The organism is Sphingomonas parapaucimobilis NBRC 15100 (assembly GCF_000787715.1).
In the GTDB taxonomy this organism is placed as follows: domain Bacteria; phylum Pseudomonadota; class Alphaproteobacteria; order Sphingomonadales; family Sphingomonadaceae; genus Sphingomonas; species Sphingomonas parapaucimobilis.
Window position 1 is genome coordinate 26,189 of record NZ_BBPI01000064.1, and the last position, 24,839, is coordinate 51,027.

At 67.3% G+C, this 24,839-nt stretch carries 25 protein-coding genes and 1 tRNA gene; 11 read left to right on the plus strand and 15 right to left on the minus strand.

Annotated features, from left to right (window positions below; translation table 11 throughout):
* Positions 1-80 precede the first annotated feature (80 nt).
* A complete protein-coding gene (locus tag SP5_RS10865; protein ID WP_042488306.1) occupies positions 81-419 on the plus strand; it encodes a P-II family nitrogen regulator in 339 nt (112 codons plus the stop codon).
* A 16-nt stretch (positions 420-435) separates the two neighbouring features.
* Positions 436-1,803: an ammonium transporter gene (locus SP5_RS10870; protein ID WP_042488309.1), complete on the plus strand. Its 1,368-nt coding sequence runs from the start codon at positions 436-438 to the stop codon at positions 1,801-1,803.
* A 437-nt stretch (positions 1,804-2,240) separates the two neighbouring features.
* On the opposite strand, the gene SP5_RS19505 is transcribed toward SP5_RS10870, so the two are convergent.
* Positions 2,241-2,606, minus strand: a complete 366-nt coding sequence (locus SP5_RS19505; RefSeq protein WP_042488312.1) for an EF-hand domain-containing protein — start codon at positions 2,604-2,606, stop codon at positions 2,241-2,243.
* Positions 2,607-2,753: 147 nt separating this feature from the next.
* Here SP5_RS19505 and SP5_RS10880 point away from each other — a divergent pair, with 147 nt between their 5' ends.
* Positions 2,754-3,974: an argininosuccinate synthase gene (locus SP5_RS10880; RefSeq protein ID WP_042488315.1), complete on the plus strand. Its 1,221-nt coding sequence runs from the start codon at positions 2,754-2,756 to the stop codon at positions 3,972-3,974.
* On the opposite strand, the gene SP5_RS10885 is transcribed toward SP5_RS10880, so the two are convergent.
* Positions 3,922-5,118 (minus strand): glycosyltransferase family 87 protein, encoded by a 1,197-nt coding sequence (locus SP5_RS10885; RefSeq protein ID WP_042488318.1) that lies wholly within the window; start codon positions 5,116-5,118, stop codon positions 3,922-3,924. The genes SP5_RS10880 and SP5_RS10885 overlap by 53 nt on opposite strands.
* A 109-nt stretch (positions 5,119-5,227) precedes the next feature.
* On the opposite strand from SP5_RS10885, the gene SP5_RS10890 reads away from it, so the two are divergent.
* On the plus strand, positions 5,228-6,892 hold the full coding sequence (locus SP5_RS10890; RefSeq protein WP_042488320.1) for a hypothetical protein: 1,665 nt from the start codon (positions 5,228-5,230) through the stop codon (positions 6,890-6,892).
* A 53-nt stretch (positions 6,893-6,945) separates the two neighbouring features.
* Here the strand turns inward: SP5_RS10890 and SP5_RS10895 are convergent, their stop codons facing one another.
* From SP5_RS10895 to SP5_RS10910, 4 genes are all read right to left on the minus strand, one after another.
* Positions 6,946-8,076: a GNAT family N-acetyltransferase gene (locus tag SP5_RS10895; protein ID WP_042488322.1), complete on the minus strand. Its 1,131-nt coding sequence runs from the start codon at positions 8,074-8,076 to the stop codon at positions 6,946-6,948.
* Between the two features lie 216 nt (positions 8,077-8,292).
* Positions 8,293-8,754: a RidA family protein gene (locus SP5_RS10900; RefSeq protein WP_042488325.1), complete on the minus strand. Its 462-nt coding sequence runs from the start codon at positions 8,752-8,754 to the stop codon at positions 8,293-8,295.
* 33 nt (positions 8,755-8,787) lie between these two features.
* Positions 8,788-9,426, minus strand: a complete 639-nt coding sequence (locus tag SP5_RS10905; protein WP_042488328.1) for a hypothetical protein — start codon at positions 9,424-9,426, stop codon at positions 8,788-8,790.
* Positions 9,423-9,665, minus strand: a complete 243-nt coding sequence (locus SP5_RS10910) for a DUF3572 family protein (RefSeq protein ID WP_089413629.1) — start codon at positions 9,663-9,665, stop codon at positions 9,423-9,425. Before SP5_RS10910 ends, SP5_RS10905 begins: the two co-directional genes overlap by 4 nt.
* Positions 9,666-9,729: 64 nt before the next feature.
* Between SP5_RS10910 and SP5_RS10915 the strand changes: the two genes are divergently transcribed.
* Entirely contained in the window at positions 9,730-10,092 is a 363-nt protein-coding gene (locus SP5_RS10915; RefSeq protein ID WP_042488334.1) for a response regulator, read from the plus strand.
* A 926-nt stretch (positions 10,093-11,018) separates the two neighbouring features.
* Here SP5_RS10915 and SP5_RS10920 read toward each other — a convergent pair.
* Positions 11,019-11,714 (minus strand): RlmE family RNA methyltransferase, encoded by a 696-nt coding sequence (locus SP5_RS10920; protein ID WP_042488336.1) that lies wholly within the window; start codon positions 11,712-11,714, stop codon positions 11,019-11,021.
* Positions 11,711-12,754 carry a Ppx/GppA phosphatase family protein gene (locus tag SP5_RS10925; protein ID WP_042488338.1) on the minus strand — a complete coding sequence of 348 codons (1,044 nt, stop codon included), beginning with the start codon at positions 12,752-12,754 and terminating at the stop codon, positions 11,711-11,713. Before SP5_RS10925 ends, SP5_RS10920 begins: the two co-directional genes overlap by 4 nt.
* Positions 12,755-12,924: 170 nt before the next feature.
* On the opposite strand from SP5_RS10925, the gene SP5_RS10930 reads away from it, so the two are divergent.
* From SP5_RS10930 to SP5_RS10940, 4 genes are all read left to right on the plus strand, one after another.
* Positions 12,925-12,998: transfer RNA gene (locus tag SP5_RS10930), tRNA-Gln, on the plus strand.
* Between the two features lie 107 nt (positions 12,999-13,105).
* Entirely contained in the window at positions 13,106-13,282 is a 177-nt protein-coding gene (locus SP5_RS19130; RefSeq protein ID WP_157013678.1) for a hypothetical protein, read from the plus strand.
* A gap of 78 nt (positions 13,283-13,360) precedes the next feature.
* A complete protein-coding gene (locus SP5_RS10935) occupies positions 13,361-13,942 on the plus strand; it encodes a pseudouridine synthase (RefSeq protein ID WP_042488341.1) in 582 nt (193 codons plus the stop codon).
* 121 nt (positions 13,943-14,063) lie between these two features.
* The gene (locus tag SP5_RS10940; RefSeq protein WP_042488344.1) at positions 14,064-14,894 is read left to right on the plus strand and encodes a 23S rRNA (adenine(2030)-N(6))-methyltransferase RlmJ; all 831 of its coding nucleotides are present in this window, start codon (positions 14,064-14,066) and stop codon (positions 14,892-14,894) included.
* Between the two features lie 8 nt (positions 14,895-14,902).
* Here SP5_RS10940 and SP5_RS10945 read toward each other — a convergent pair whose 3' ends face one another.
* The 5 genes from SP5_RS10945 to SP5_RS10965 are packed head-to-tail and all read right to left on the minus strand — an operon-like array spanning position 14,903 to position 20,545.
* Entirely contained in the window at positions 14,903-16,228 is a 1,326-nt protein-coding gene (locus SP5_RS10945) for an NAD(P)/FAD-dependent oxidoreductase (protein WP_042488346.1), read from the minus strand.
* Positions 16,229-16,280: 52 nt separating this feature from the next.
* Positions 16,281-17,489 carry an acetyltransferase domain-containing protein gene (locus SP5_RS10950; protein WP_042488349.1) on the minus strand — a complete coding sequence of 403 codons (1,209 nt, stop codon included), beginning with the start codon at positions 17,487-17,489 and terminating at the stop codon, positions 16,281-16,283.
* A gap of 29 nt (positions 17,490-17,518) precedes the next feature.
* The gene (locus SP5_RS10955) at positions 17,519-17,917 is read right to left on the minus strand and encodes a RidA family protein (protein WP_089413648.1); all 399 of its coding nucleotides are present in this window, start codon (positions 17,915-17,917) and stop codon (positions 17,519-17,521) included.
* Positions 17,917-19,095 carry a DSD1 family PLP-dependent enzyme gene (locus SP5_RS10960; protein WP_042488426.1) on the minus strand — a complete coding sequence of 393 codons (1,179 nt, stop codon included), beginning with the start codon at positions 19,093-19,095 and terminating at the stop codon, positions 17,917-17,919. Before SP5_RS10960 ends, SP5_RS10955 begins: the two co-directional genes overlap by 1 nt.
* Positions 19,096-19,117: 22 nt before the next feature.
* Positions 19,118-20,545, minus strand: coding sequence for an aldehyde dehydrogenase family protein (locus tag SP5_RS10965; RefSeq protein ID WP_042488354.1), 1,428 nt, complete (start codon positions 20,543-20,545; stop codon positions 19,118-19,120).
* A 326-nt stretch (positions 20,546-20,871) separates the two neighbouring features.
* On the opposite strand from SP5_RS10965, the gene SP5_RS10970 reads away from it, so the two are divergent.
* Positions 20,872-21,534 (plus strand): haloacid dehalogenase type II, encoded by a 663-nt coding sequence (locus tag SP5_RS10970; RefSeq protein WP_042488357.1) that lies wholly within the window; start codon positions 20,872-20,874, stop codon positions 21,532-21,534.
* A 2-nt stretch (positions 21,535-21,536) separates the two neighbouring features.
* Complete coding sequence (locus SP5_RS10975) at positions 21,537-22,235, plus strand: cupin domain-containing protein (protein ID WP_042488359.1); 699 nt, start codon at positions 21,537-21,539, stop codon at positions 22,233-22,235.
* Between the two features lie 37 nt (positions 22,236-22,272).
* On the opposite strand, the gene SP5_RS10980 is transcribed toward SP5_RS10975, so the two are convergent.
* Positions 22,273-24,054, minus strand: coding sequence for an ABC transporter ATP-binding protein (locus tag SP5_RS10980; RefSeq protein WP_042488362.1), 1,782 nt, complete (start codon positions 24,052-24,054; stop codon positions 22,273-22,275).
* Positions 24,051-24,839: an ABC transporter permease gene (locus tag SP5_RS10985; protein WP_052811503.1), complete on the minus strand. Its 789-nt coding sequence runs from the start codon at positions 24,837-24,839 to the stop codon at positions 24,051-24,053. The genes SP5_RS10980 and SP5_RS10985 overlap by 4 nt, the downstream gene beginning before the upstream one ends.

The following is a 24,839-nucleotide window of genomic DNA, read 5'->3' on the forward strand; positions in this document are numbered from 1 at the left end:
CCGATCCCGTAAAAGTAACAAAAACGTAAACTGGCACGCCCCTTGCGAAGTGGTCCCTCGGGTAATCAAAGGGGGCGCAGGTGAAGCTGATCATCGCTATCATCAAGCCGTTCAAGCTCGACGAGGTGCGCGAGGCGCTGACCACCTTGGGCGTGGCGGGCATGACGGTGACCGAGGTGAAGGGGTTCGGGCGGCAGAAGGGCCAGACCGAAATCTATCGCGGGGCCGAATACAGCACCAACATGGTGCCCAAGATCAAGATCGAGGTCGTCTGCGCGTCCGAGATTGCCGACCGCGTCGTCGAATCGATTCAGGCCGCCGCCAACACCGGCGCGATCGGTGACGGCAAGATCTTCATGCTCGATGTCGGCCAGGCCGTGCGCATCCGCACCGGCGAAACCGACGAATCGGCGCTCTGAGCAAGGGGGGATTTCGATGAAGCATGTCACCAAATTGGCGAGCGGTGCGGCGGGCCTCGGCCTGACTCTGTTCGCCGCGCTGCCCGCCTGGGCGCAGGACGCCGCCGCGCTCCAGTCGCCTGCCACCGCCGCGCCCGCCGCGACGGTGAACAAGGGCGACACCGCCTGGATGCTCACCTCGACCGTGCTGGTCATGATGATGATCCTGCCGGGCCTGGCGCTGTTCTATGGCGGTCTGACCCGCGCGAAGAACATGCTGTCCACCATGACGCAGATCGGCGCGGCCGCGTGCCTCGCTATGCTGATCTGGGTGATGTACGGCTATAGCCTGGCCTTCGGTCCGGACGTGTCGGGGGGCGCGTCTAACTTCATCGCCGGGCTGGGCAAGGCGTTCCTGAAGGGCGTCACGCCCGCCAGCCAGGCGGCGACCTTCACGGCGGGCGTCGAGATTCCTGAATATGTCTTCATCTGTTTCCAGATGACCTTCGCCGCGATCACCGCCGCGCTGGTGCTGGGATCGGTGGTCGAGCGGATGAAGTTTTCGGCCGTGATGGCGTTCGTCGCCGTCTGGCTGACCATCGTCTACTTCCCGATCGCACATATGGTGTGGGCGTCCTCGGGCCTGTTCTTCAAGGCGGGGGCGCTCGACTTCGCAGGGGGCACCGTGGTGCATATCAACGCCGGTGTCTCGGCGCTGGTCGCCTCGCTGATCCTGGGCAAGCGCATGGGTTATCCGACCACGCCGATGCCGCCGCACTCGCTGACGCTGACCGGGGTCGGCACGGGTCTCCTCTGGGTGGGCTGGTTCGGGTTCAACGCCGGTTCCGCGCTGGAGGCCAATGGCTCGGCGGGTCTGGCGATGATCAACACCTTCGTCGCGACGGCCTCGGGCGGTCTGTTCTGGATGCTCGCCGAGCGTCTGGCGGGCCACAAGGGTTCGGCGCTGGGCTTCTGCTCGGGCATCGTCGCCGGTCTGGTCGCGGTCACTCCGGCGGCGGGCAATTCGGGTCCGTTCGGCGCGATCGTGCTGGGCGCCATCGCCAGCGTGGTCTGCTTCTATGCGGTGTCGGTCCTCAAGCCCAAGCTCGGCTATGACGATGCGCTCGACGCCTTCGGTGTCCATGGCATCGGCGGCATGATCGGCGCGATCGGCACGGCGGTGGTCTATGCCCCCTCGCTGGGCGGGCCGGGTGCGGCGGATTACGCCATGGGCCAGAAGCTGCTGGTCCAGCTCGGCGCGGTCGCCACGACCATCGTCTGGGCCACCATCGGCACCGTCATCGCCATGTATGTCGCCAAGGCGATCACCGGCCTGCGCGTCTCGAAGGAAGTCGAGCAGGAAGGCCTCGACCTCGGCGAGCACGGCGAGCGCGCCTATAACTGATCGGGAGCGGGGGCACGCAGAACCCCCGCACCCCACGACGTTCCTCCTGCGGACGACCTAAGCCCGGTGCGGCAACGCACCGGGCCTTTTTTGCGTGTGGGGAGGGAGGAATTCCCGACCTGCGTTCAGCGGGAGATGAAACCCAACCTCCGTTCGCACTGAGCGAAGTCGAAGTGCACGGGACTCGCTCGCCGATAGGGTGGGGCGTGGCCTTCGACTTCGCTCAGGCTGAACGGCGGTGGAGGAAGGGTCGGAGTATAGGGGAGGCGCGCCGTCCCATAGCGCATGATGAGATCGGCTTGATCCACCCCTCCCCTTCAGGGGAGGGGCCGGGGGTGGGGCGTTTCCGCAAACACCGGGCCCGTGGCGAAGCTCCACCCCAACCCCTCCCCTGAAGAGGAGGGGCTAGGCTCGGTTCGATCCCATGTCATCATGCTCTACCGCCCCTTCGGACCCGCCGCCTGCGCCTGCGCCGCCTTGGCCGCCTCATATTCGTCGAAGGTGCGCGACAGCAGCGCCTGGGCTTCGGCCTCGGTCACCTTGCCGTCCTTGTTGGCGTCTGCCTTGTCGAACCACAGGTCGGTCAGCCGCTGGGCATGGACCGCGTCGATCTGCTTCTTGCCATTGCCCATCTTCATGATCGCGGCCTTGACCTCGGCCTTGGTCAGCACGCCGTCGTGGTTGGTGTCGCGCGCCTTGAACTCGCGCGAGAATTTCGCGGCGGCCGACGCGCGGGTGTCCTGCGCCAGGGCGGGGACGGACAGCGTCGTGGCAATCAGGCCGGCGACGAGGAAACGGGTCATGCGGCAAACTCCTGAACGGATCATCCCGGCCGCTCCTGACGGCCTTTGGCTGTCGCCGCAATGAACGAACCCAAGCGAAGGTTGCGTGGGGGCGCGACAGCGCATAGGGCGCGGGGCAAATCCATCCCCTCTTCGAAGGACTTTGCCATGAGCGAAGATATCAAGCGCGTCGTCCTCGCCTATTCGGGCGGCCTCGACACCAGCGTCATCCTCAAGTGGTTGCAGCAGCATTACAACTGCGAGGTCGTGACCTTCACCGCCGATCTGGGCCAGGGCGAAGAGCTGGAGCCCGCGCGCAAGAAGGCCGAGATGGCGGGCGTGAAGCCCGAACATATCTTCATCGACGACCTGCGCGAGGAGTTCGTCAAGGATTACGTCTTCCCGATGATGCGCGCCAATGCGCTGTACGAGGGCACGTATCTGCTGGGCACCTCGATCGCGCGGCCGCTGATCGCCAAGCGCCAGATCGAGATCGCCAAGATGGTGAACGCCGACGCGGTCAGCCACGGCGCGACCGGCAAGGGCAACGACCAGGTCCGTTTCGAGCTGGGCTATTATGCGCTGAACCCCGACATCAAGGTCATCGCGCCGTGGCGCGAATGGGACCTGACCAGCCGCACCAAGCTGATCGAATTCGCCGAGGCGCACCAGATCCCGGTGTCGAAGGACAAGCGCGGCGAGGCGCCCTTCTCGACCGACGCGAACCTGCTGCACACCTCGTCCGAGGGCAAGGTGCTGGAGAATCCGTGGGATGAGGTGCCGGATTACGTCTATTCGCGCACCGTCAACCCGGAAGACGCGCCCGACCAGCCCGAAGTCATCACCATCGATTTCGAGCGCGGCGACGGCGTCGCGCTGAACGGCGAGGCCTGCTCGCCCGCGACGCTGCTGACCAAGCTGAACGAGCTGGGCCGCAAGCACGGCATCGGCCGCCTCGACCTGGTCGAGAACCGCTTCGTGGGCATGAAGAGCCGCGGCATGTACGAAACGCCGGGCGGCACCATCTATGCGCTGGCGCATCGCGGCATCGAGCAGATCACGCTCGACCGGGGCGCCGCGCACCTGAAGGACGAGCTGGCGCCGCGTTATGCCGAGCTGGTCTATAACGGCTTCTGGTTCTCGCCGGAGCGCGAGATGCTGCAGGCCGCCGTCAACTACAGCCAGGAGAAGGTGACCGGCACCGTCCGCCTGAAGCTGTACAAGGGCCAGGCGATCGTCACCGGCCGCAAGTCGCCCTATTCGCTCTATTCGGAAAAGGTCGTCACCTTCGAGGACGATCAGGGCGCCTATGACCAGCGCGACGCGGCGGGCTTCATCAAGCTGAACGCGCTGCGCCTGCGCCTGCTGGGACGTCGCGACCGCGACTGATCTGCCGTCGCAGTTCGACGGCAAAGAGTGCGATCAGTGCGATCGGCGTCAGGGGGACGCCGATCGCACTGGCCACCATCCCCCATTGCGGGGTCAGGAAGGCGGTCAGTGCGACCGCCTTTTCCATGGGCGAGGCATCGGGACGGCCATAGGCGACCAGTGCCGCCAGCATGACGACCGTCAGGTCATAGTTGAACGCATAGGGGAGCAGCACGAACGTTCCCGTCGCGGCCAGCAGCGCCAGCGCGGCGGGTGGTGCTCCACGCACTGTCGCGATCGTCACGCCGATGGCGATCCCGACCATCGCCATACCCTGGAGCCCATAGGCGATGGCGGCGGGCACATGCTGGCGCAGCAGCGCGCTGGCGAGCGACGTTGCCATCAGCCCGTAAAATTCCTGCCCCGGATCGATCATCCGCGCCTGCACGCCCGAGGTGACGGTCAGATACCGCGTCCACAGATCGGGACCGAAGGCGAGCGTGCTGAAGAGGACCAGCAGCCCGACCGTTAGCGCCGCCGTCGCCACGGTGCGCCAGTCGCCACGCAGCAACAGGATGATCGGCACCAGCACCGCGACATGCGGCCTGAGCGCCATCAGCCCGAAACAGACCCCCGCCCGGCGCGGCCGCTCCGGCAGCCAGTGCCAGCCCGCCAGAAACAGCGCGCCGATCAGGAACCCGAAATGTCCGGCCCAGATGTTCATCAGCGCCGCCGGGGTCAGCAACAGCAGCCAGCGCATCCCGCCCTCGGGCAGCCAGGGCCGCGCCGCCAGCGCGAAAAGCGCTCCGGTCCCGGCCAGCCACAGCAGCAGTGCCGCGTGATAGGGCAATAGCGCGAAGGGAATGTCGAGGAACAGCGCGATCGGCGGATAGGAGTAATTGTGGCTGCCGATCGTCCCATATAGGGCATGTTCGGCGCCCCGATAGCGTTCGATATCGTAAAGGATGTCGAGCTGGCCGTTCAACGCCAGCGTGCCACCCGTCCAGACATTGGCGAAATCCCGGCCCCACATTTCCGACAGGCCGATCATGCCGTGATGCGCGCTTTTGACGTCGAGGATGAAGAGCATCAGGACGATCAGGCTGCCGAACACCCAGATGATGGGGGCGGGCAGAAGCAGGGGAGAAGCGGGGCGAGCGTCCATGCCCTGTCGATAGGGCCGACCGATTGAGGAACGGTTGATACGCCGCCGGACCCGCCGTCCATCGCGTTCGTCTTGTCCAAGCCCCCTTCCATCCGCTAGGCCGACCGGCATGAATGGGGGAAAGCTCAACTGGTGGCAGACGCGGTGGTTCGTGGCGGCGATGGCGCTGCTCGCCGCCGTGCCGCTGCTCTGGCCCGCCGTGCCGCCGCTGGTCGACCTGCCGGGGCATATGGGGCGGTATCGCGTCCAGCTGGAATATGCGAACCAGCCCTGGCTGGCGCATTGGTATCGCTTCGAATGGCAGATGATCGGCAATCTGGGCATCGACCTGCTGATCGAACCGCTCGCGCCGATCTTCGGGCTGGAGCTGGCGGTCAAGCTGATCGTCATCGCCATTCCGGTGCTGACCGTCACCGGCCTGTTGTGGATCGCGCGCGAGGTGCAGGGGCGCATCCCGGCCACCGCGCTGTTCGCGCTGCCGCTGGCCTATAGCTATCCGTTCCAGTTCGGCTTCGTGAACTTCGCGCTGGCGATGGCGCTGGCGCTGAACCTGTTCGGCCTGTGGCTGCGCATGGGGCGGCTGGGCGCGGTGCGGTTGCGCGCCATCATCTTCGTGCCGCTGTCCTGCCTGCTCTGGGTGGCGCATACCTTTGGCTGGGGCGTTCTGGGCGTGCTGGCCTTCTCCGCGGAGCTGATCCGCCAGCACGACATCCGCCGGGCCAAGGGCGCGCGCGGGGTGCGGGGCTGGGCCGAGTCGGCCTTCCATGCCGGGCTGGGCTGTATCCCGCTGGCGCTGCCCATGGTGCTGATGGTGCTGTGGCGTTCGGGCGCGGACGTGACCGGCAAGACCGGCGACTGGTTCAACTGGCGCTGGAAGATCAACTGGATCACGATGGTGCTGCGCGATCGCTGGATGGCGTTCGACCTCGCCTCGGTCACGGTACTGTTCCTCGTCCTGCTCAAGGGCGTGCGCGACGAGCGGGTCGAATATTCGCGCAACCTAGTGCTGTCGGCGGCCTTCCTGTTCGTCGTCTATCTGCTGCTGCCGCGCGTCGTCTTCGGATCGGCCTATGCCGACATGCGGCTGGCCCCCTATGTGCTGGCCATCGCGCTGATCGCACTGCGCCCCCGGCGCGGGCTGTCGCTGCGCGGGGCCTCGACGCTGGCGATCGTGGGGCTGCTGTTCTTCGTCGTGCGGATCGGTGCGACCACGATCAGCTATGTGATGTACAGCAACGATTATGACCGGGTGCTGACCGCGCTCGATCATGTGCCGCCGCGCGCACGGTTGCTGACCTTCGTCGGCCGTCAATATTGCGCCGATGTCTGGCCCTCCAGCCGGCTGGAGCATGTCGCGGGCCTCGCGCTGGAGAGGAAGCTCGCTTACGCCAACGACCAATGGTCGATGGCGGGCGGGCAGTTGCTGACCGTGCGCTATGCCCCCGCCAAGCGGTTCGCGCATGACCCGTCGGAGATCGTGACCCAGCGGCGCTGTCGCGGGCAATGGTGGCGCCCGGTCGAAACCGCGCTGAAGCTAATGCCGCGCGACGCGTTCGACTATGTCTGGCTGGTCCATGCGCCACGCTATGACGAGGCGCTGACCCGCGGGCTGACGCCGATCTGGCGCGAGGGCGACAGCGTTCTCTACCGGATCGACGATCGCCGCCCGATCATCGACCCGGCGGCCTATGAACTGCTCAGCCGTCCGTCGCCCGATGAGGATAAGCGGGCACCCGCGCGTCGCAAGGCGACCCCCGACAAGGACGATAATTAAAGCAGTATGACATGAGAGGCTCCCCTAGCCTTAAAGGGGGGCTTTCGCCTTGATTACCCCCGCCGGAACGGGGTGAGTTCGCCCAGATATTCGCTTTCCGCCTCGATCGCCTGACGCTCGCGGTCCACGAACTCGGCGACGGCGCGGCGGAAGGCGGGGTGCGGGATGTAATGCGCCGAGAATGTCGGCACGGGGACGTAACCCCGCGCCAGCTTGTGCTCGCCCTGCGCGCCCGCTTCCACCGTCGTCAGACCGCGCGCGATGGCGGCGTCGATCGCCTGGTAATAGCATAGCTCGAAATGGAGGAAGGGCACCTCCTCGGTCGCGCCCCAATAGCGACCGTAGAGCGTATCCTCGCCGATCAGGTTGAGCGCGCCCGCGATCGGCACCCCGTCGCGCATCGCCAGGATCAGCAGCACCTTGTCGCCCAGTTGCTCGCCGATCCGGTCGAAGGCGGCACGGGTCAGATAGGGCTGGCCCCATTTTCGGCTGCCCGTATCCTGATAAAAGACCCAGAAGGCATCCCAATGCTCGGGGCCAATCTGGTCGCCGGTCAGGTGGCGGATGGTCAGACCCTCGACGGCGGCGGCGCGTTCCTTGCGAATCGCCTTGCGCTTGCGGCTGGCGAGCGCATCGAGGAAATCGTCGAAGCTGCGATAGCCGTCATTGCGCCAGTGGAACTGCACCCCCTCGCGGATCAGCCAGCCCGCCGCCTCGAAATAGGGCAGCTGGTCGGGCGCGACAAAGGTGACATGCGCGGAGGACAATTCGTTCTGGTCGGTCACCGCCTCGATCGCCGCGATCAGCGCGGGGGCGAGCGCGGGGTCGCGCAGCAGCAGCCGGGGACCTGGGACCGGCGAGAAGGGCGCGGCGATCTGGAGCTTGGGGTAATAGCGTCCCCCGGCGCGCTCCCAGGCGTCGGCCCAGCCATGGTCGAAGACATATTCGCCCTGGCTGTGCGCCTTCAGATACGCAGGCGCGATCGCGGCAGGCTGTCCGTCGGGGCCGTCGATGACGATGGGGGCGGGTGTCCAGCCGGAGCGGCCGCCGACGCTGTGCGATGTCTCCAGCGCGGTCAGGAAGGCATGGGAGACGAACGGATTGGCCGTGCCCGCACAAGCGTCCCACTCATCGGGGGACAGGGCGGCGACGCCGGACAGGATACGCGCGACGGCGGTGGTCATCGCGGTGGGATATGCGGTGCGGGGCAGGGTGGGACAAGGGGGGAGCGGTTCGCGAGGTGTTCGCTTGTGGCTTTCCCTCCCCCATCCCCTCCCGCTTGCGGGAGGGGCATGTTGTTTGGCGGATGTGAGGCTCCAGCATGAGCCATTAGCCGCTCCCCTCCCGCAGGCGGGAGGGGATGGGGGAGGGCAGGTCCGCCAGCGGCCCCGCCCCAAACATCACCCCAGCTCGACGATCGCATCCACTTCGACCGCAGCCCCCAGCGGCAGCACCGGCACGCCGACCGCCGAGCGCGCATGGCGCCCGGCATCGCCGAACAGCGACACCATCAGCTCCGACGCGCCATTGGCGACCTTGGGCTGGTCGGTGAAGTCGGCGGTCGAATTGACGAACACGCCCAGCTTCACGATCCGCTTCACGCGGGACAGGTCGCCGATATATTTCTTGATCTGCGCGACCAGCATCAGGCCGCACGCCTGCGCCGCCTTCTGCCCGTCCTCCAGCGAGACGCCGTCGCCCAGCCGTCCGGTGACGAGCTGGCCGTCGATAAAGGGCAGCTGGCCCGAAATGTGAAGAAGCCCGCCCGTCTCGACGACGGGGACATAGGCGGCGACGGGGGCGGCAGCCTCCGGCAGGGTGAGGCCGAGCTGCTCGAGCGCGCGATCGATATGCGTGGTCATGGGGCCAGACATGGCGCGCCGGCCCCGTTCAGGTCAAGCGCCCGGTCGGTTCGGGGCGGGCTGGCCTTCGTCGAAACGCGCGACGATCCAGGCTTCCGCCTCGCGCCAGTCGTCGATCCGGGCATGGGCCTCGGGCGCGGGGGCGATATGCGGGGCCATTTCGGGCTCCGAGACCATGTGCAGCCGGTGGACCTGCGGCGCGTGGGTAGCGACCGAGGCGTGATGCTGGGCCAGGTCGTCGACGAAGACGGTGACGGGGTTGCCGTGATCGGCGACCAGCTTTGCGACCGGCGCGCCCTTCGGCCCCGAATTGCACTGGACCCGGTGATGGATGCCGAATCGCGCCAGCTGCTCGATGCGGGGCGTGCGGCATTCCTCGATCAGGTTGGTCAGGACCACGATATCGGCACGGGCGGCCAGTGCCGCCAGCGCCTCGGCGGCGTAGGGCACCAGCGTCTGGCGATCCATCTGGCCGGGGAAGAAACCGTGCAGCAGGTCCCAGGCCTCTTCCTGGGTGGGCGCGGGGCCGCCGCTCCGCCGGGTCAGCGATCCGAAGAAATCATGCCGGTCGAGCGCGAAGTCCATGTCATGCGCCTCGTCCAGCCAGTCGCGGAAATGGCGGACCATATGGACGAGCACCTCGTCGCAGTCGCAGATCAGCAGCGGCTTCATGCGGCCTCCAACACCCGGCGCGCGGCGACCAGCGCCTCGGGGCGGACGCCTAGCGAATCGGCGCATTCGATCAGGTCCGCCTCATGCCCCTCCAGGAACGACAGGATCGCGGCCAGCACGCCGGGCTCGCCCGCCCCGCCGCGCAGTTCCTCGACCGACAGGCCGGTCAGCGCGAGCAGCCGCTCGGCACGCGACGGGCTTTGCAGCGTCCATATGAGCGCCTGCAGCGCAAGGGCCATATCGGCTTCGATTGTATCCGGTCCGGGCATTGCCTATCGTGTCCGTCGTAATGGTGGAGACCGCGTGACAAGAAAGGTGCTCGTTGTCGAGGACAACGAACTCAATCTGAAACTCTTCTGCGACCTGCTGCGCGTGCATGGCTTCATCGCCGAGCCGGTGCGCGACGGGCGCGAAGCGGTGGCGCGTGCGCGCGAGGTCCAGCCCGACCTCATCATCATGGACATCCAGATGCCGCATGTGACCGGCTATGAACTGATCCTGGAGCTGAAGGCGGACGAGGAACTGCGGCGGATTCCGGTGATGGCGGTGACCGCCTATGCAGGTCGCGACGACGAAGACCGAATCCGCGCGGCGGGGGCGGATTCCTACGTGTCCAAGCCAATCAGCCTGATGCGCTTCATGGAGGCGGTGAACGCGTTGTTGTGAGGCGCTCCCACGCCGTCCGCGACGTTCCTCAACCTCCGCTCGCCGCATATCCCACCGCCGTTCGCACTGAGCGAAGTCGAAGTGCACGCCCCGAACCTATGCCGCGAGCCTCATCCCGTGGCCTTCGACTTCGCTCAGGCTGAACGGAGGTAGGGAGGAGCGGAACGTTGACTGTTGCTGGGGAGCTGCCGTTGACGCATTGCCGCAGCGGGGTTAGCTTGGATGATGCGAACGCCTGCCATAGCCTTACCGCTCGTTTTGAGTGTGTCCGCCTGTTTCGGGCCGCTATGTAGCAATGAGACGGTGAGGTCCGTCCCCTCTCCGGGCGGCAATCACAAAGCGGTCATGTTCATGCGCGAGTGTGGCGCGACAACAGACTTCACCACGCAAGTGTCGGTCGATCCGTCGTTCTGGCAGGCGATCGGGAATGCGTTCGTGGCGGACGGCTACAACGGTGGCACTCGCGGAGCATGGGGTGGGCCATGGGCTGATATCGCGTGGACGGGGCCAAACAACTTGCTGGTCACATATGACAAACGAGCTCGCGTCTTCGACCGTAGCAAGGTGGTTGGAGCTGTCCGGGTGACCTACCGGCCCGTCGCCCGGTAGCGTCCGCTCTTGGGCGCGGCAACGTAAAGGCCCGTCTTGGTGGGGAGCTGCCGTTAAAGATTAGCGAGACTAGCAAGCGTACCCCAGACCATCGACACAAGTGCGAGGATCGATCCGGAAAACGCCATTACGCCCCATGCTATCTCGGCACTTCAAGCATTGTGCACGTCCACCATGATGCGTTTCCCGCAATAAGCGAGATTGCATACCAGCAGTCCTATTGTCACCATGAGGAAGCTTAGCATCTGCATGACCGGATTGTCTCTCAACCAGCGGATGTCCGCAATGGCGCGAAAGCGGACGTCACCGCCCCATGCTCAATCCTCCGCCTGATCCTCCACCACCGCCGCCTTCCGCCCCTTGAACCCCTGCGCCACCACGAACCATTCGACCGATCCCTTGCGGCTCGACGGCGGCTTGGCGTGTTTCACGGTGGCGAAATGGCGCTTCATCTCGGCGACCAGCTGCGAATCGGCGCCGCCCGCGAACACCTTCGACACGAACACGCCGCCGGGCGACAGCACGTCGCAGGCAAAGGCGAAGGCCGTCTCGACCAGGCCCATGGTGCGCAGCGCGTCGGTCTGCGGGTGGCCGACGGTGTTGGCCGCCATGTCCGACATCACCAGGTCGGGCGCGCCGCCCAGCGCTTCCATCAGCTTGCCCGGCGCGGCGTCCTCCATGAAGTCCATCTCGAAGATGGTGACGCCGTCGATCGGGTCGACCGGCAACAGGTCGATGCCGACCACGCTGGCGTTCGGCACCTGGCGCCGCACCACCTGCGCCCAGCCGCCCGGCGCCAGCCCCAGGTCGATGACCCGCTTCTTGCCGCGCAGGAAGCCGAACCGCTCGTCCAGCTCGATCAGCTTATAGGCGGCACGGCTGCGATACCCCTCCGCCTTGGCGCGGCGGACATAGGGGTCGTTCAGCTGGCGCTCCAGCCAGCGGGTCGACTGGGCGGTGCGCTTCCGCGCGGTGCGCACCCGCTGGTGCAGCCCTGCATTGCCTCTGCTCACGTTCTGGCGATTCCCATCAAGCGGCGCAGGATTCCCTCGCGAATCCCACGGTCGGCGATCCCTAGCCGCTCGGCGGGCCAGAGGTCCAATATCGTCTCCAGGATGGCGCAGCCCGCCACCACCAGATCGGCGCGTTCGGGGCCGATGCACGCCACCTTGCCGCGCGCGGCCAGGCTCTTGCGCGACAGGTCGGCGCTGATCGCGCGCATCGCGGACGTGGGCACGATCAGCCCGTCGACGGCGGCGCGGTCATAATGGCTGAGTCCCAGATGGACGCTGCCCAGCGTCGTCACGGTGCCGCTGGTGCCGAGCAGCCTGGGGCTCTTCAGGTTCCGGGGCAGGCGCGCGGCGAAATCGGCGAAGCTGTCCGCCACCATCGTCCGCATCCGGGCATAGGCGGCCAGCCGCCCGGCCTCGCCCTCGCCACCCCCCGCACTCTCGGTCAGCGAGACGACACCCCAGGGCGCCGAATGCCAGTCGAGGATACGGGGGCTGGGGCTGCGCGTGTCGACCAGCACCAGCTCGGTCGAGCCGCCGCCGATGTCGAACACCAGCGCGGGGTCGTCCCCCGGCTCGATCAGCACGTGACAGCCCAGCACCGCCAGCCGTGCCTCCTCCTCGGCCGAAATGATGTCGAGATGGATGCCCGTCTCGGCCAGCGCGCGCGCGATGAAGGCGGGACCGTTGGCGGCGCGACGGCACGCTTCGGTCGCGACCGCGCGCGACAGGGTGACGTTGCGGCGCTTCAGCTTGTCGGCGCACACGCGCAGCGCGGCGATCGTCCGGTCGATCGCAGCGTCGGACAGGCGGCCGGTCGTCGCCAGTCCCTCGCCCAGCCTGACGATTCGCGAAAAGGCGTCGACGACCGCAAAGCCGCCACCCTGGGGCCGCGCGATCAGCAGGCGGCAATTGTTGGTGCCCAGGTCGAGCGCGGCATAGGCCTGCGCATCGGACCACCGGCCACGCTGGGGCCGGGGGGGTGCCGGACGGGCAGGCGGCTTGGCCTGCCGGTACGGCCTTCGGGTGGGAACATCCCCCATCGCCGTATCTCGCTTTATTCTGTTCTATCCGTCACGAACATGAGTGTCCGCCGGTGCTTGAAGCCCAAGGTAGCGAGTCGGCGCCCGCGCGACAAGACGCACCGCCGCCGCCGTTGCGGAATTCGGTTGACAGGGGTGATTCGGCCGCCTAGAGGCACGCCCCTGTTCGATGCCCCGTCGTCTAAAGGTAAGACCACGGACTCTGACTCCGTTAATTGAGGTTCGAATCCTCACGGGGCATCCAGATCTCTCTGAAATCGCTGGCTTTTACCCTGTCGCGGATCGGGTGGTGCGGGCGTTTGCGCGGCTTCCGCCCGGAACCGGGTCGTGTGTGGCGGGGTTCCCATTGTCATGGTCGTGATTGGATGCCTGTTGCTCGTCATCCTGCCGCTCATCGGTCTGGTGATCGGGGGATATCTGGGTGGGCTAACGGTTGGCCTGTGGACGGCACTGGCCGGTTTTGCCGTGGCCTTCGCGGTCTGTTCGCTGTCGGTCATCGCCTTGATGAAGGCGCGCCCTTCGCGCTGAGGTCGTAGGCGCAAAGCCCGGCGCGGCTGGCGGCATGCGGCGCAAGACAGGGCCGCATGCGAACGCTATGAGCGCAGGATGCCCCGGCTGCTGCTGTTCAACAAACCCTATGGGGTCCTGTCGCAATTCACGGACAACGGGTCGCCGACGGTTCGGTCGACCCTGTCGGACTTCATTGCGGTGAAGGGCGTCTATCCCGCCGGGAGGCTTGATCGGGACAGCGAGGGCCTGCTGCTGTTGTGCGATGACGGGCGGTTGCAGGCGCGCATTGCCGATCCGCGCTTCAAGATGCCCAAAACCTATCTCGTCCAGGTCGAAGGCGATCCGCAGGAGCAGCAACTGGCGCGCTTGCGGCAGGGCGTCCGCCTCAAGGACGGCATGACCCTGCCCGCCGATGTCGCGCGTATCGACGCGCCGGACCTGTGGCTGCGCGATCCGCCGATCCGCCAGCGCAAGCTTATCCCCGACGCCTGGCTGAAACTCACCATCCGCGAAGGGCGCAACCGGCAGGTGCGCCGCATGACGGCGGCGGTCGGGCTGCCGACCCTTCGGCTGGTCCGCTGGTCGATCGGCGACTGGTCCGTCGCCGGGATCGTGCCCGGCCAGTTCGTGGAGGCCGCCGGCCCGGGCAGGGAGAGCGGCGGCGCGCCGGACCGATAAAAGCGGCGTGGGCCGCTTTGGGCCATGATGCTCCTTGCCGTCTGTTGCGATCGACCGCGAAAACTGGTTTGAGGCTTTGACGCCTTCCGCTTCCCTAAGCGCCTGGCAGGTTTTGGATTCCATGAATTATCGCCACTCCTTCCATGCGGGCAACAGCGCCGATGTCGTGAAGCACAGCCTGCTGATCGCGCTGGTCCGGGCCTTGCAGCAGAAACCGGGCGCGTTGACCCTGATCGACACCCATGCCGGTTGCGGGCTCTACGACCTTGGCGGCGAGCAGGCGCAACGCACCGGCGAGGCCGCACAAGGCGTGCTGCGGGCCTTTGCCGATGCCGACCCGTTGCTGGACGATTACCGCGCCGCCGTGCAGGCGGTGAATGACGGGGCGGAGCCGCGCCTCTACCCCGGCTCGCCACGGTTCCTGGCGCAGCTGCTGCGCCCGCAGGACGTGCTGATCCTCAACGAAAAGCATCCCGAGGATGTCCGGACCTTACGCGGCGCGATGCGCGGGACGCCCGCGGCGGTGCATGAGCGCGATGCCTATGAGTTGTGGCTGGCGATGCTTCCCACCCGCACCCCGCGCGGCGTGGTGGTGGTCGATCCACCCTATGAGCAGACGGACGAACGCGAACGCATCGCCGCCACCCTCGCGGCGGCGCATCGCAAATGGGCGCATGGCGTGACGGTGATCTGGTATCCGCTGAAAGACCGCGCCACGCATGGGCGGTGGAAGTTTGAGCTGCACAAGCTCGGCATCCCGAAATTCCTGTCGGTCGAGCATTGGCTATATGATGCCGATCAGCCCGGCATCTACAATGGCGCGGGCCTTTTCATCGTCAATCCGCCCTATGCCTTCACGCAAGCCCTGCCGCCCCTGCTGGAATCCCTCCGCGCCGCACTGGCACCCGAAGGGCATAGCGGCGAGATCACGGCGAATTGGTTGCGCGACTGAGGATTGGCCTAGAACTCCGCGACCTTGCCCCAGGCGGAGTTGGCGAAGCGGCTGGGGTGGTAAGGTTTGGGGTCGACGATCGGCGCCGCGCCGCTGACGATATCGGCGATCATATGGCCCGCGCCCGGTCCGATGCCGAAGCCATGCCCGCTGAAACCGGCCGCCAGCACCAGCCCGGGCATTTCGTCCACCTCGCCGATGCCGGGCACGCCGTCGGGCGTGCTGTCGACATAGCCTGCCCATGCCCCGGTCACCGCCCGTTCGGACAGGCGCGGCATCAGCTCCAGCGCGCGGGCATGGGTGCGCCTGACGGTCGCGGGGTCGGGTGTGGGGTCGAGGATGCGCATCGCCTCCATCGGCGTCGGCCGGTCGAGCCGCCAGCGTGCGACCCGCTCATGGCCCGACCGCACGCCCTCCAGCCCGCCGGGGGAAAGCTTGCGCCAGCGCCGCAGGAACATCGGCACGAACTGGGTGGAGAAGCGCAGGAATTGCGGGGTCGGATCGACCTTGCCGCTGCCACTGATCGACAGGGTATAGCCACCGTCGCCGCGCCGGGTCATCGAGATATAGTCGCTGTGCATCGCGGCCGGGAAGATGTCCTCGCCCGGCCCGACCGCCATCACCGTCTGGCGGATCGTCGCCTGCGGAAAGCGGATGCCATATTGGTGGCAGAAGGAGGAGGCCCAGGCCCCGGCCGACAGCACCGCGATACGGGTGCGGATCGTGCCGTGTTCGGTAACGACCGCGGACAGGCTCCCGCCCTCGGTCTCGATCCCGCGCACGGCGCAATTCTGATGCACCGTGCCGCCCAGTTTCATCAGTGCGCGCGCGGCGGCCGGTGCGGCGCGCGAGGGGTCTGCGGTGCCGTCGGTGGGGGAGAAGACGCCGCCCTTCCACGGCTTGTTGCTGAATCGGCCGCGCTCGCTGGCCTCTGCCGTCGACAGCATATGGGTGGTGACGCCCGCCGTCCGGGCGAAATCGCGCCAACGGGTCCAGCCCTCGATCTCGGCCTCGTTGTCGCTGAGATAGAGCAGGCCACAGCGGCTGAAGCCCGTCGCCTCGCCGGTGTCGGCGGCGAACTGTTCCCACAGGTCCAGCGCCTTGGTCGCCATCGGCAGCTCGCGGGCGTCGCGATTCTGCTGGCGGCACCAGCCCCAGTTGCGGCTCGACTGTTCGGCGCCGACCCGGCCTTTTTCGACCAGCGCGACCTTCAGCCCGCGTTTGGCCAGGTAATAGGCGGTGAAGCTGCCGACGATGCCGCCGCCGATCACGACGACGTCGGCGCTGTCGGGCAGGGCAGGGCTAGAATCGACCAGGGTAAGCGGTGCGGGCATTCCGTGGCTCCAGCGGGTCCGGGTTGACAGTCATGGTGTAGGGCAGGCCGGGTCAGAAATATTTGAGCCAGCCAATATCCTTGCGGCGCTTCTTCAGGTCCGCGAACCAGCGCGTCGGGAAATAGAGCGGCACGATCATCACGATCCACATCAGCCAGATCCCATGGATCGAAGGGAGGCCGAACACCGCGTCATGATTAGTGCCCCAGATCGCCACCGCGCTCAGGTACAGGGTGCGCAGGACATAGAGGTGGAAGAGGTAGAAGAACATCGGCGCGCTGCCGAGCACCGCCAGCCAGCCGATCACCCGTGTGTCCGCCACCCGCTCGAACAGCGCCAGCAGCAACAGGCCGATGCCCAGCGTCTCCAGCACGAACAGCAGCGAAGGAGGATATTTGGTCAGTGCCAGGAAGCTCATGACCGTGCGGACGGTCGAGCCGGGCATGACGAACCAGGGGGTATCGCCATAGACGTTGAGCGCGCGCAGCACGACGAAACCGACCAGCATCAGCACCCCGGTCCGCACCAGCCGCCGCCGCCGGGCCGCGATGTCATCGCCGACGAACCACGGCCCGATCGCCCAGCCGAGGCAGATTACCCCGATCCACGGCAGCAGCGGATAGCTGACCCGCACGGGAAAACCGCCGAAGTTCAACATCCCGCGATCGTGCAGAACGGTCCAGATCAGGTGGAGCGGATGTCCCTCGGGAAAGGTGATCGGACCCAGCAGGTTGTGCCCGGCCACGATGACGATGCCGATGGCGGCGATCGCGGCGTGGGGCAGTCGGATCAATGCCGACAGGACGATCATGCTCAACCCGATCGCCCAGATCACCTGGAGATAGAGGATCGTTGGCGGAATTTCGAAGCGCCAGACGAAGTTGACGACCGTCAGCTCCAGGAGAACCAGGAACGCCCCGCGCTTGAACAGGAAGGCGCTGGTTTCGGCCCGGCTGTGCTTGCAGCTGTAGAGATAGGCGCCCAGTCCGGTCAGCGCGACGAAGATCGGCGCGCAGAGCGTGCTGGTCATCCGGCTGAAGAACGAGTCCGGCGCAACGGTCAGCGCATCGACCGGATCGCCGATGGGGACCCAGAGCAGGAATGCCTCGCGGATATGGTCGAGCAGCATCAGCACCATGACGAACCCGCGCAGGGCGTCGATACCGACCAGCCGCGCACCGGCGCTGACGGGGGTGGCCTGTGTCTTGGGGGGATTTGCGACCCCGGCGGGTCCGATACCCGCGGACGTGATGCTCGCCATGAAGAGGAACTCCGACGGAATGGGATGGGTCAGTCGTGCGCCAGCAGCGCGATGGCGTCGATTTCGACCAGATAGCCGTAGTGAAGCTCGGGCACCGGCACGACGGTACGCGCGGGGCGCGCCTCGCCCAGCCGCGCGGCATAGACCGCATTGAAGCGCGGCCAGTTCTCGACCCCGACGATATAGGCGGTGACCCGTGCCAGCCGGTCGGGCGTGCCGCCCGCCGCCGTCAGGATCGCCAGCATGTTGTCGATCGCCTGCGCCGCCTGCGCCTCGAAACCCATGTCGTCGAGGGCCGCGCCGTCGGCGCGGATCGGCAGCTGGCCCGAGATATAGAGATGATCGCCAGCACGCACGGCTTGCGAATAATGCCCGGCGGGCAGCGGCGCATCCTGGGTCAGGACGGGTTCGATCCGGGTAGCGGTCATTACCATCCTCCGAAACGGGGCCATGTCGCGGCGACCTGCGGGTCGGCGCCATGCACGACACGATAGGCAGGATGCTGCGCGCCGGTGGAACAGGCGTGGTTGGGCAGCACGCGCACCCGGTCGCCGATCGCCAGCGGCGGCAGCGTGCCGTCCGAACCCGGCCGCACGGTGATGATGCCATGTTCCTGATTGGCGTCGGCCAGGATCAGGTCCGCATAGGGTGTCCCGTCCAGCGTGCAGACGATGCCATAGCCTTGGTCGACTGGTTGCTTGGCGGTGCCGCGATCGCGCGACATGGCCATCCAGCCCGCATCGATCAGGATCCAGCCCTTCTCGCGCTGAAAGCCGATCACCGTGCCCAGCACCGACAGCGCGATGTCGTCGATGGCGCAGACGCCGATGCCGTGCATCACCAGATCGAAGAACACGAACACGCCCGCGCGTACTTCGGTCACGCCGGTCAGGTCGGTGGCGAAATGCGCGGTCGGGGTCGAACCGACGCTGACCACCGAACAGGCATGGCCGTCGGCGCGCAGCGTTTCGGCGGCGTCGACGACGCTCTTGCGTTCGACCTCGGCATAGCGGCGCAGTTCATCGGGCGTGCGCGCGGCATAGCTGCCCCCCGCATGGGTCAGCACACCGCGCAGTTCGCCGCCATCGGCCAGCGCCCGACCGATGGCGAGCAACTGGCCGATATCGCCCGGCAACACGCCCGAGCGATGGCCGTCGCAATCGATCTCGATCAGCGCGGGGATCGCGGTGCCCGCCGCGCGTGAGGCCTCGGCCACCGCCTCCGCCTGTTCGACCGTGTCGAGAATCACCGCCAGATCGACTCCGCGCGCGCGCAGCGCCAGCACGCGGGGCAGCTTGTCCGGCGCGATGCCGACCGCATAGATGATGTCGCGCACACCGGCATCGGCGAATTGCTCGGCTTCGCGTAGGGTCGACACGGTGGCGGGGCCGTGCGGGCTGCTCATCAGCCGCGCCGCTACCTCGATCGACTTGCCGGTTTTCAGGTGTGGGCGGAGCGCCACGCCCATCGGCGCCAGATGCGCCTTCAGCCGCGCGATGTTGCGGTCCATCCGGTCGGCGTCGAGCACCAGGCACGGCGTCTCGACGGTCGCCAGCGTCGCGGTGACAGGAGCCTGAACCGGCTTGGCGAGCGTATCGGCTTGCATCGTCTTGATCTCCATCCGGGGCTCAGGCCAGGATCGCCTTGGTCTCGAGATATTCCTCGAAACCATGGACCCCATATTCGCGTCCGTTGCCCGATTGCTTGTAGCCGCCGAACGGCGCGTGCGCGGTCCAGGCGGGATAGTTGATATGAACCTGTCCCGATCGGATGCGCCGGGCGATGGCCTTCGCACGGACCGGGTCGCCCGACTGGACGTGCGCGCCCAGTCCATAGACGGTGTCGTTGGCGATCGACACGGCCTCGTCCTCGTCGGCATAGGGCATGATGCACAGGACCGGGCCGAAAATCTCCTCTCGCGCGATGCGCATGTCACGGGTGACGCCCGAGAAGACGGTCGGGCGGACATAGAAGCCGCGATCGAGCCCGGCGGGACGGCCGGGGCCGCCCGCGACCAGCCGTGCGCCTTCCGCCTGGCCTGCCGCGATCATGGCCTGGACGCGAGCGTGCTGCGCGGCATTGGCGATGGGACCCATCGTCGTCGCCTCGTCGCCCGGCGGGCCCACGCGCCATTCGGCGGCGGCTGCCGCCGCCAGCGCCTCGACCTCGGCCAGGCGGTCGGCGGGAACCAGCATCCGGGTGGGCGCGCTGCAAGACTGGCCGACATTGCGCATCCCAGCCATCACGCCGCGCGGCACGGCTTGGGCGAAGTCCGCATCGGGCAGCAGGATATTGGGCGACTTGCCGCCGAGTTCCTGCACGACGCGCTTCACGCTGACCGCTGCCCCTTGCGCGACCAGCACGCCCGCGCGGGTCGATCCGGTGAGCGAGATCATCGCGATGTCGGGATGCGCCGCCAAGGCTGCGCCGACGACCTCGCCGGTGCCGCCGACCAGGTTGAACACGCCCGGCGGGGTGCCTGCATCGTGCATCACCTGCGCGAACAGGAGTGCGCTATAGGGCGACAATTCGCTGGGCTTCAGCACCACCGGGCACCCGGCGGCAATGGCGGGTGCGACCTTGGCGGTAATCTGGTAGAGTGGCCAGTTCCACGGCGTTATCAGCGCGCAGACCCCGATCGCCTCCTTGCAAAGGGTAAAGCCCGCCTCCTGCCGCTCGAACGCGTAATCGGCCAGCACCTCCATCTGTGCGCGGACATGCGCGATAGCAAAGGGCACCTGCGAGGCACGGGCAAAGCCGATGGCGGCGCCCATTTCAGTTGCGATCGCCCGGGCGAAATCCTCGGCACGCTCTTCCAGCAAGGCGGCGATCCGGCCGAGCAGGGCGATGCGGTCCGCGACCGGGCTGATGGCAAAGGCGGGAAAGGCGCGGGTCGCGGCGGCGACGGCCCGGTCGATATCGGCGGCAGACCCTGCCGCGACCCTGCCGATCCGGGTCTCGGTCGCGGGATCGATGACGGGAATCGCAGGCGCCGGCGCGACCGGCGCGTGCCAGTCGCCATCGATATAGAAATGTCCCGCCCTGTCGCTCGTCATGTCCACCTGTCCCGACGTCCGTCGCCCTTGCCCCGATCCGAGGCCCCTTGCGCGATCCGGCCTGGGGCCAGTCTAGCCATGGGCGATCAGCAGACGCTTCCGAAAACAGGGGGGCAAACGGCATACCCGCCATGGTCGGCGTATCGCGACAGCGGTTTACCCCGATCGACGCTCCGATACCGCTCGAAAAGGCCAGCATATTATGCTGCGATATCGCGAAGGTTGCGCCGCGCGCGGCATGGACGCGGGCGTAACAAGCAATTCTGCCGCATGGGGCGCACTATCATCGGCCCCGGCAATATCATCTTAGCGAAGGGGGGCCGACCGTGCTTCGTCCAAAGTACATCACGTTCGATTGTTATGGCACGCTGATCTATTTCGAGATGGCGCCGGTCGCGCGCCGCCTTTACGCCGACCGTATCGCGGCGGCGGACATGGACAAATTCTGCGCCGATTTCTCAGCCTATCGCCTGGACGAGGTGCTGGGCGCGTGGAAGCCCTATCGGGACGTGGTCGAGGGTTCGCTGCGCCGCACCTGCGGAAAGTGGGGCATCGAATATCGCGACAGCGACACGGCGGAAGTCTATGCCGCCGTGCCGACCTGGGGGCCGCATCCGGATGTGGTCGAACCGCTCAAGCGCGTCGCGGCGGAATATCCGCTGGTCATCCTGTCCAATTCGATGGTGGACCTGATCCCGGCCAGCGTGACCAATCTGGAGGCGCCGTTCCACGCGGTCTACACCGCCGAGGAGGCGCAGGCCTATAAGCCCCGGATGCAGGCGTTCGAATATATGTTCGACCAGCTGGGCTGCGGGCCGGAGGACGTGCTGCACGTCTCGTCCAGCTTCCGCTACGACCTGATGACCGCCTATGACATGGGCATCACGAACAAGGCGTTCGTCAATCGCGGGCACGAGCCGCTGAACGGCTATTATCAGGTGCATGAGATCCCCAGCATCGCGGGTCTGCCCGGGCTGGTGGGGCTGTGAGCATGGCGACCGAGGTCCGCTCGTTCATCGACCTGCGCGCCTTTGCCGCGACGGCCGCGCTGCCCGCCGGTGGTGACTATCGCACCGCGCGCACGCCGCTGCCGCTTGCGGAGGGGACGTGCAGCGTCGACCTGCTCGCGCTCGACGGTACCTCGGGCATGGATGCGGGCCTGCCGGGTGATGAGTTCGTCATCGTCCTGGCGGGGTCGCTTCGGCTGGGCGAGGTCATGCTGGCGGCGGATGACTGCGCGGTGATCCCGAGCGGCGTCGCCTTCGACTGGGAGGCCGCGCCCGGCACCCGCGCGCTCGCGATGCGCCATGCGATTCAGACGCCCGCCGCCGACCGGATCGTGCCGATCGACGAAGCGGCCGAGCTGACGCCGTCCAACCCGCCGCTCGCCGAGCTGCTCGTCGGGCCGACGCCATCGTGTCGCAACCATACCGATTATCTGTCGAGCGACGGCGTGTTCATCTGCGGGACCTGGGACTCGACGCCCTATCACCGCACCGCGATGCGCTATCGCCATCACGAGCTGATGCACCTGCTCGACGGCAGCGTGACGTTCGAGGACGAGACGGGCGCCCGCCGGACCTTCGCCAAGGGCGACATCTTCCTGCTGGAACATGCCGCGATGTGCTCATGGGACAGCCGGGAGCATGTGAAGAAGGTCTATGCGATCTGGCGGCCGGTGGTCGCCTGATCCCCTCGGGGCGATGCCGCGACCGGCATCGCCCCGATCAAAGCGTCTCGAGCGACTGGTGGCAGAAAATCTGGCGGTCGTCCGTCAGCAGCCGCAGCGGCATCGCCTCGGCACAGGACGGAGCCGCGCGGATGCAGCGCGGTCGGAAGCTGCATCCGGTCGCCGACATGCGTGCCGCCGCCGCCCCTGCCTGCCGCGCGGGCGTCTCCTCCAGCCAGCCCGGCCGCAATTCGGGCACCGAGGCCGTCAACAGCCGGGTATAGGGGTGGTGCGGTCCGTGGCCCAGCCCGTCGCGCGTCGCCTGTTCGGCGACCCGCCCGGCATAGAGGACCAGCACATTGTCGGCGATGGCGCGTATGATCTCCAGGTCGTGGGTGATGAACATATAGGCCAGGCTCAGTTCGCGGCGCAGCTCGATCAGCAGGTCGAGCACCGCCTCCGCCACCACGGGGTCCAGCGCCGAGGTCACTTCGTCGCACAGCAACAGGTCGGGGCGCGCCGCCAGTGCGCGCGCCAGGTTGACGCGCTGTTTCTGTCCGCCCGACAATTCGCCGGGCAGCCGGTCGGCGAGCGCGGTGGGAAGGCGGACCAGATCGAGCAGCCGTGCCACCTCCGCCCTGGCCGAACGCCGGTCCAGGCCATGATAGAAGGCGAGCGGCCGGGCGATGGCGGCACCGACGCTGACCGCCGGGTTCAAGGCGGTATCGGCACTCTGGAAAACCATCTGGACCCGGCGCAGCTCGTCGCGCGAACGGTGGCGGACCAGCGGGGCCAGCGGATTGCCGTTCAGCAGGATGCGCCCGGCGGTCGGTGCGTGCAGCCCCGCCGCGACACGTGCCAGGGTACTCTTGCCGCACCCGGATTCACCGATGACGCCCAGCACCTGACCCCGCCGGATCGACACGTCGATCCCGTCCAGTATCTTCGTGCGCGGCGCACCGTCCGGGCCGGTCCCGCCATAGCCCGCGACGATTCCCCACATGTCGAGAAGGGGCGCATCGTCGGTCGGGGGCGCGATGGCGGGCGCGCGCGGCGCGGCGGCGGCGACCAGCGCCTGCGCATAGGCATGACGCGGCGCGAACAGGATCTGCTCGGTCGTGCCCAGTTCCTGCACCTCGCCGCCACGCAGCACCGCGATCCGGTCGGCGATCTGTGCGACCACCGACAGGTCGTGGGTGACATAGACGGCGGTGGTGCCGAGATCGCGTACCGCGTCCTTGAACGCCTTCAGCACCTCGATCTGGGTGGTCACGTCGAGCGCGGTGGTCGGCTCATCGAAGATGACCAGCGCCGGATCGGTGATCAGCGCCATCGCGGCCATCAGCCGCTGGAGCTGCCCACCCGACACCTGATGCGGATAGCGTGCGCCGACGCCTTCGGGGTCGGGCAGGGCGAGGCGACGGAACAACGCCCTGGCCTTTTCCTCGGCGGCGGCGCGATCAAGCGTCCCGTGGATCAGCGCAGGCTCGATCACCTGCGCCATGATGGTCAGCGACGGATTGAAGGCGGCGGCGGCGCTCTGCGCGACATAGGCGACCGTCCGACCGCGCACTTGGCGCAGCCGCTCGGGGGTGGCGCCGTCCAGCCGCTGGCCCGCTACCTCGATGGCGCCGCCTGCGATCCGGCAGCCCGGCCGCGCATAGCCCAGCAGCGACAAGGCGATGGTCGTCTTGCCCGACCCGGACTCGCCGATCAGGGCCAGCACTTCGCCCTTGGCAACCGACAGGCTGACATCGGGGACGATCACGATCTCGCGTCCATCCTCGCCACTGGCGGTGATGCGCAGATGTTCGATACGGGCGAGCGGCGCGTCGGTCATCGCCGCCGCCGTCCGGGAAGGGAGTCGATCACGAGGTTCATTCCGATCGTGAGGGAGGCGATCGCCACCGCCGGGAACAGGACAGCAGGCGCACCGAAGCCGAGCCCGGCGATATTCTCGCGAACCAGCGCGCCCAGGTCGGCCTGGGGCGGCTGGACGCCCAGTCCGAGGAAGGACAGGCCGCTGAGCAGCAGGACGACGAAGACGAAGCGCAGGCCGAAATCGGCGGCGAGCGGCCCGGTGACGTTGGGCAGCACCTCGCGCACCACGATATAGGGCAGGCGCTCGCCCCGTGCGCGGGCGGCGGCGACGAAGTCCAGCGCCATCACCCCCATCGCCAGCGCCCGGGCGGTGCGGAACGCGCCGGGGGTATAGATCAGTGCCAGCGTCCCGATCAGCACCGGGATGGACGCGCCGGTCGCCGCGATCACCACCAGTGCGAGCATCAGGCTGGGGATCGCGATCACGATGTCGAACGTCCGGGACAGGCCGATGTCGATCCATCCGCCCGCGGCCGCCGCAAGACCCAGCAGGATGCCCGCCGCCGCCGCGATACCGGTCGCGACGAAGGCGATCAGCACGGTATAGCGCGCGCCGTACAGCACGCGGCTCAGCATGTCGCGGCCCAGATAGTCGGTCCCCAGCGGGAAACGGCGGCTGACTGTGTCGAACACGTCGACATGCACGACCTCGGCCACGCCGTGCGGCGCGACGCCGGGGCCGAGCAGCGCGACGACAATCCACGCCATGACGAGGGCAAGGCCGATGCGGCCGCTGATCGCCAT

Coding starts and splice junctions, on each gene's coding strand:
- SP5_RS10895 (WP_042488322.1), bottom strand. CDS start 8,076: ATGACCACCGCCGTCGCGCGTATCCTGTCCGGCGTCGCCGCCCTGTCC.
- SP5_RS10960 (WP_042488426.1), bottom strand. CDS start 19,095: ATGCAAGCCGATACGCTCGCCAAGCCGGTTCAGGCTCCTGTCACCGCG.
- SP5_RS10910 (WP_089413629.1), bottom strand. CDS start 9,665: ATGGCCCTTGCGCTGCAGGCGCTCATATGGACGCTGCAAAGCCCGTCG.
- SP5_RS10890 (WP_042488320.1), top strand. CDS start 5,228: ATGAATGGGGGAAAGCTCAACTGGTGGCAGACGCGGTGGTTCGTGGCG.
- SP5_RS10950 (WP_042488349.1), bottom strand. CDS start 17,489: ATGGCGAGCATCACGTCCGCGGGTATCGGACCCGCCGGGGTCGCAAAT.
- SP5_RS10940 (WP_042488344.1), top strand. CDS start 14,064: ATGAATTATCGCCACTCCTTCCATGCGGGCAACAGCGCCGATGTCGTG.
- SP5_RS10935 (WP_042488341.1), top strand. CDS start 13,361: ATGCCCCGGCTGCTGCTGTTCAACAAACCCTATGGGGTCCTGTCGCAA.
- SP5_RS10965 (WP_042488354.1), bottom strand. CDS start 20,545: ATGACGAGCGACAGGGCGGGACATTTCTATATCGATGGCGACTGGCAC.
- SP5_RS10985 (WP_052811503.1), bottom strand. CDS start 24,839: ATGGCGATCAGCGGCCGCATCGGCCTTGCCCTCGTCATGGCGTGGATT.
- SP5_RS10980 (WP_042488362.1), bottom strand. CDS start 24,054: ATGACCGACGCGCCGCTCGCCCGTATCGAACATCTGCGCATCACCGCC.
- SP5_RS10925 (WP_042488338.1), bottom strand. CDS start 12,754: ATGGGGGATGTTCCCACCCGAAGGCCGTACCGGCAGGCCAAGCCGCCT.
- SP5_RS10885 (WP_042488318.1), bottom strand. CDS start 5,118: ATGGACGCTCGCCCCGCTTCTCCCCTGCTTCTGCCCGCCCCCATCATC.
- SP5_RS10975 (WP_042488359.1), top strand. CDS start 21,537: ATGGCGACCGAGGTCCGCTCGTTCATCGACCTGCGCGCCTTTGCCGCG.
- SP5_RS19505 (WP_042488312.1), bottom strand. CDS start 2,606: ATGACCCGTTTCCTCGTCGCCGGCCTGATTGCCACGACGCTGTCCGTC.
- SP5_RS10880 (WP_042488315.1), top strand. CDS start 2,754: ATGAGCGAAGATATCAAGCGCGTCGTCCTCGCCTATTCGGGCGGCCTC.
- SP5_RS10870 (WP_042488309.1), top strand. CDS start 436: ATGAAGCATGTCACCAAATTGGCGAGCGGTGCGGCGGGCCTCGGCCTG.
- SP5_RS10945 (WP_042488346.1), bottom strand. CDS start 16,228: ATGCCCGCACCGCTTACCCTGGTCGATTCTAGCCCTGCCCTGCCCGAC.
- SP5_RS10900 (WP_042488325.1), bottom strand. CDS start 8,754: ATGACCACGCATATCGATCGCGCGCTCGAGCAGCTCGGCCTCACCCTG.
- SP5_RS10905 (WP_042488328.1), bottom strand. CDS start 9,426: ATGAAGCCGCTGCTGATCTGCGACTGCGACGAGGTGCTCGTCCATATG.
- SP5_RS19130 (WP_157013678.1), top strand. CDS start 13,106: ATGGTCGTGATTGGATGCCTGTTGCTCGTCATCCTGCCGCTCATCGGT.
- SP5_RS10955 (WP_089413648.1), bottom strand. CDS start 17,917: ATGACCGCTACCCGGATCGAACCCGTCCTGACCCAGGATGCGCCGCTG.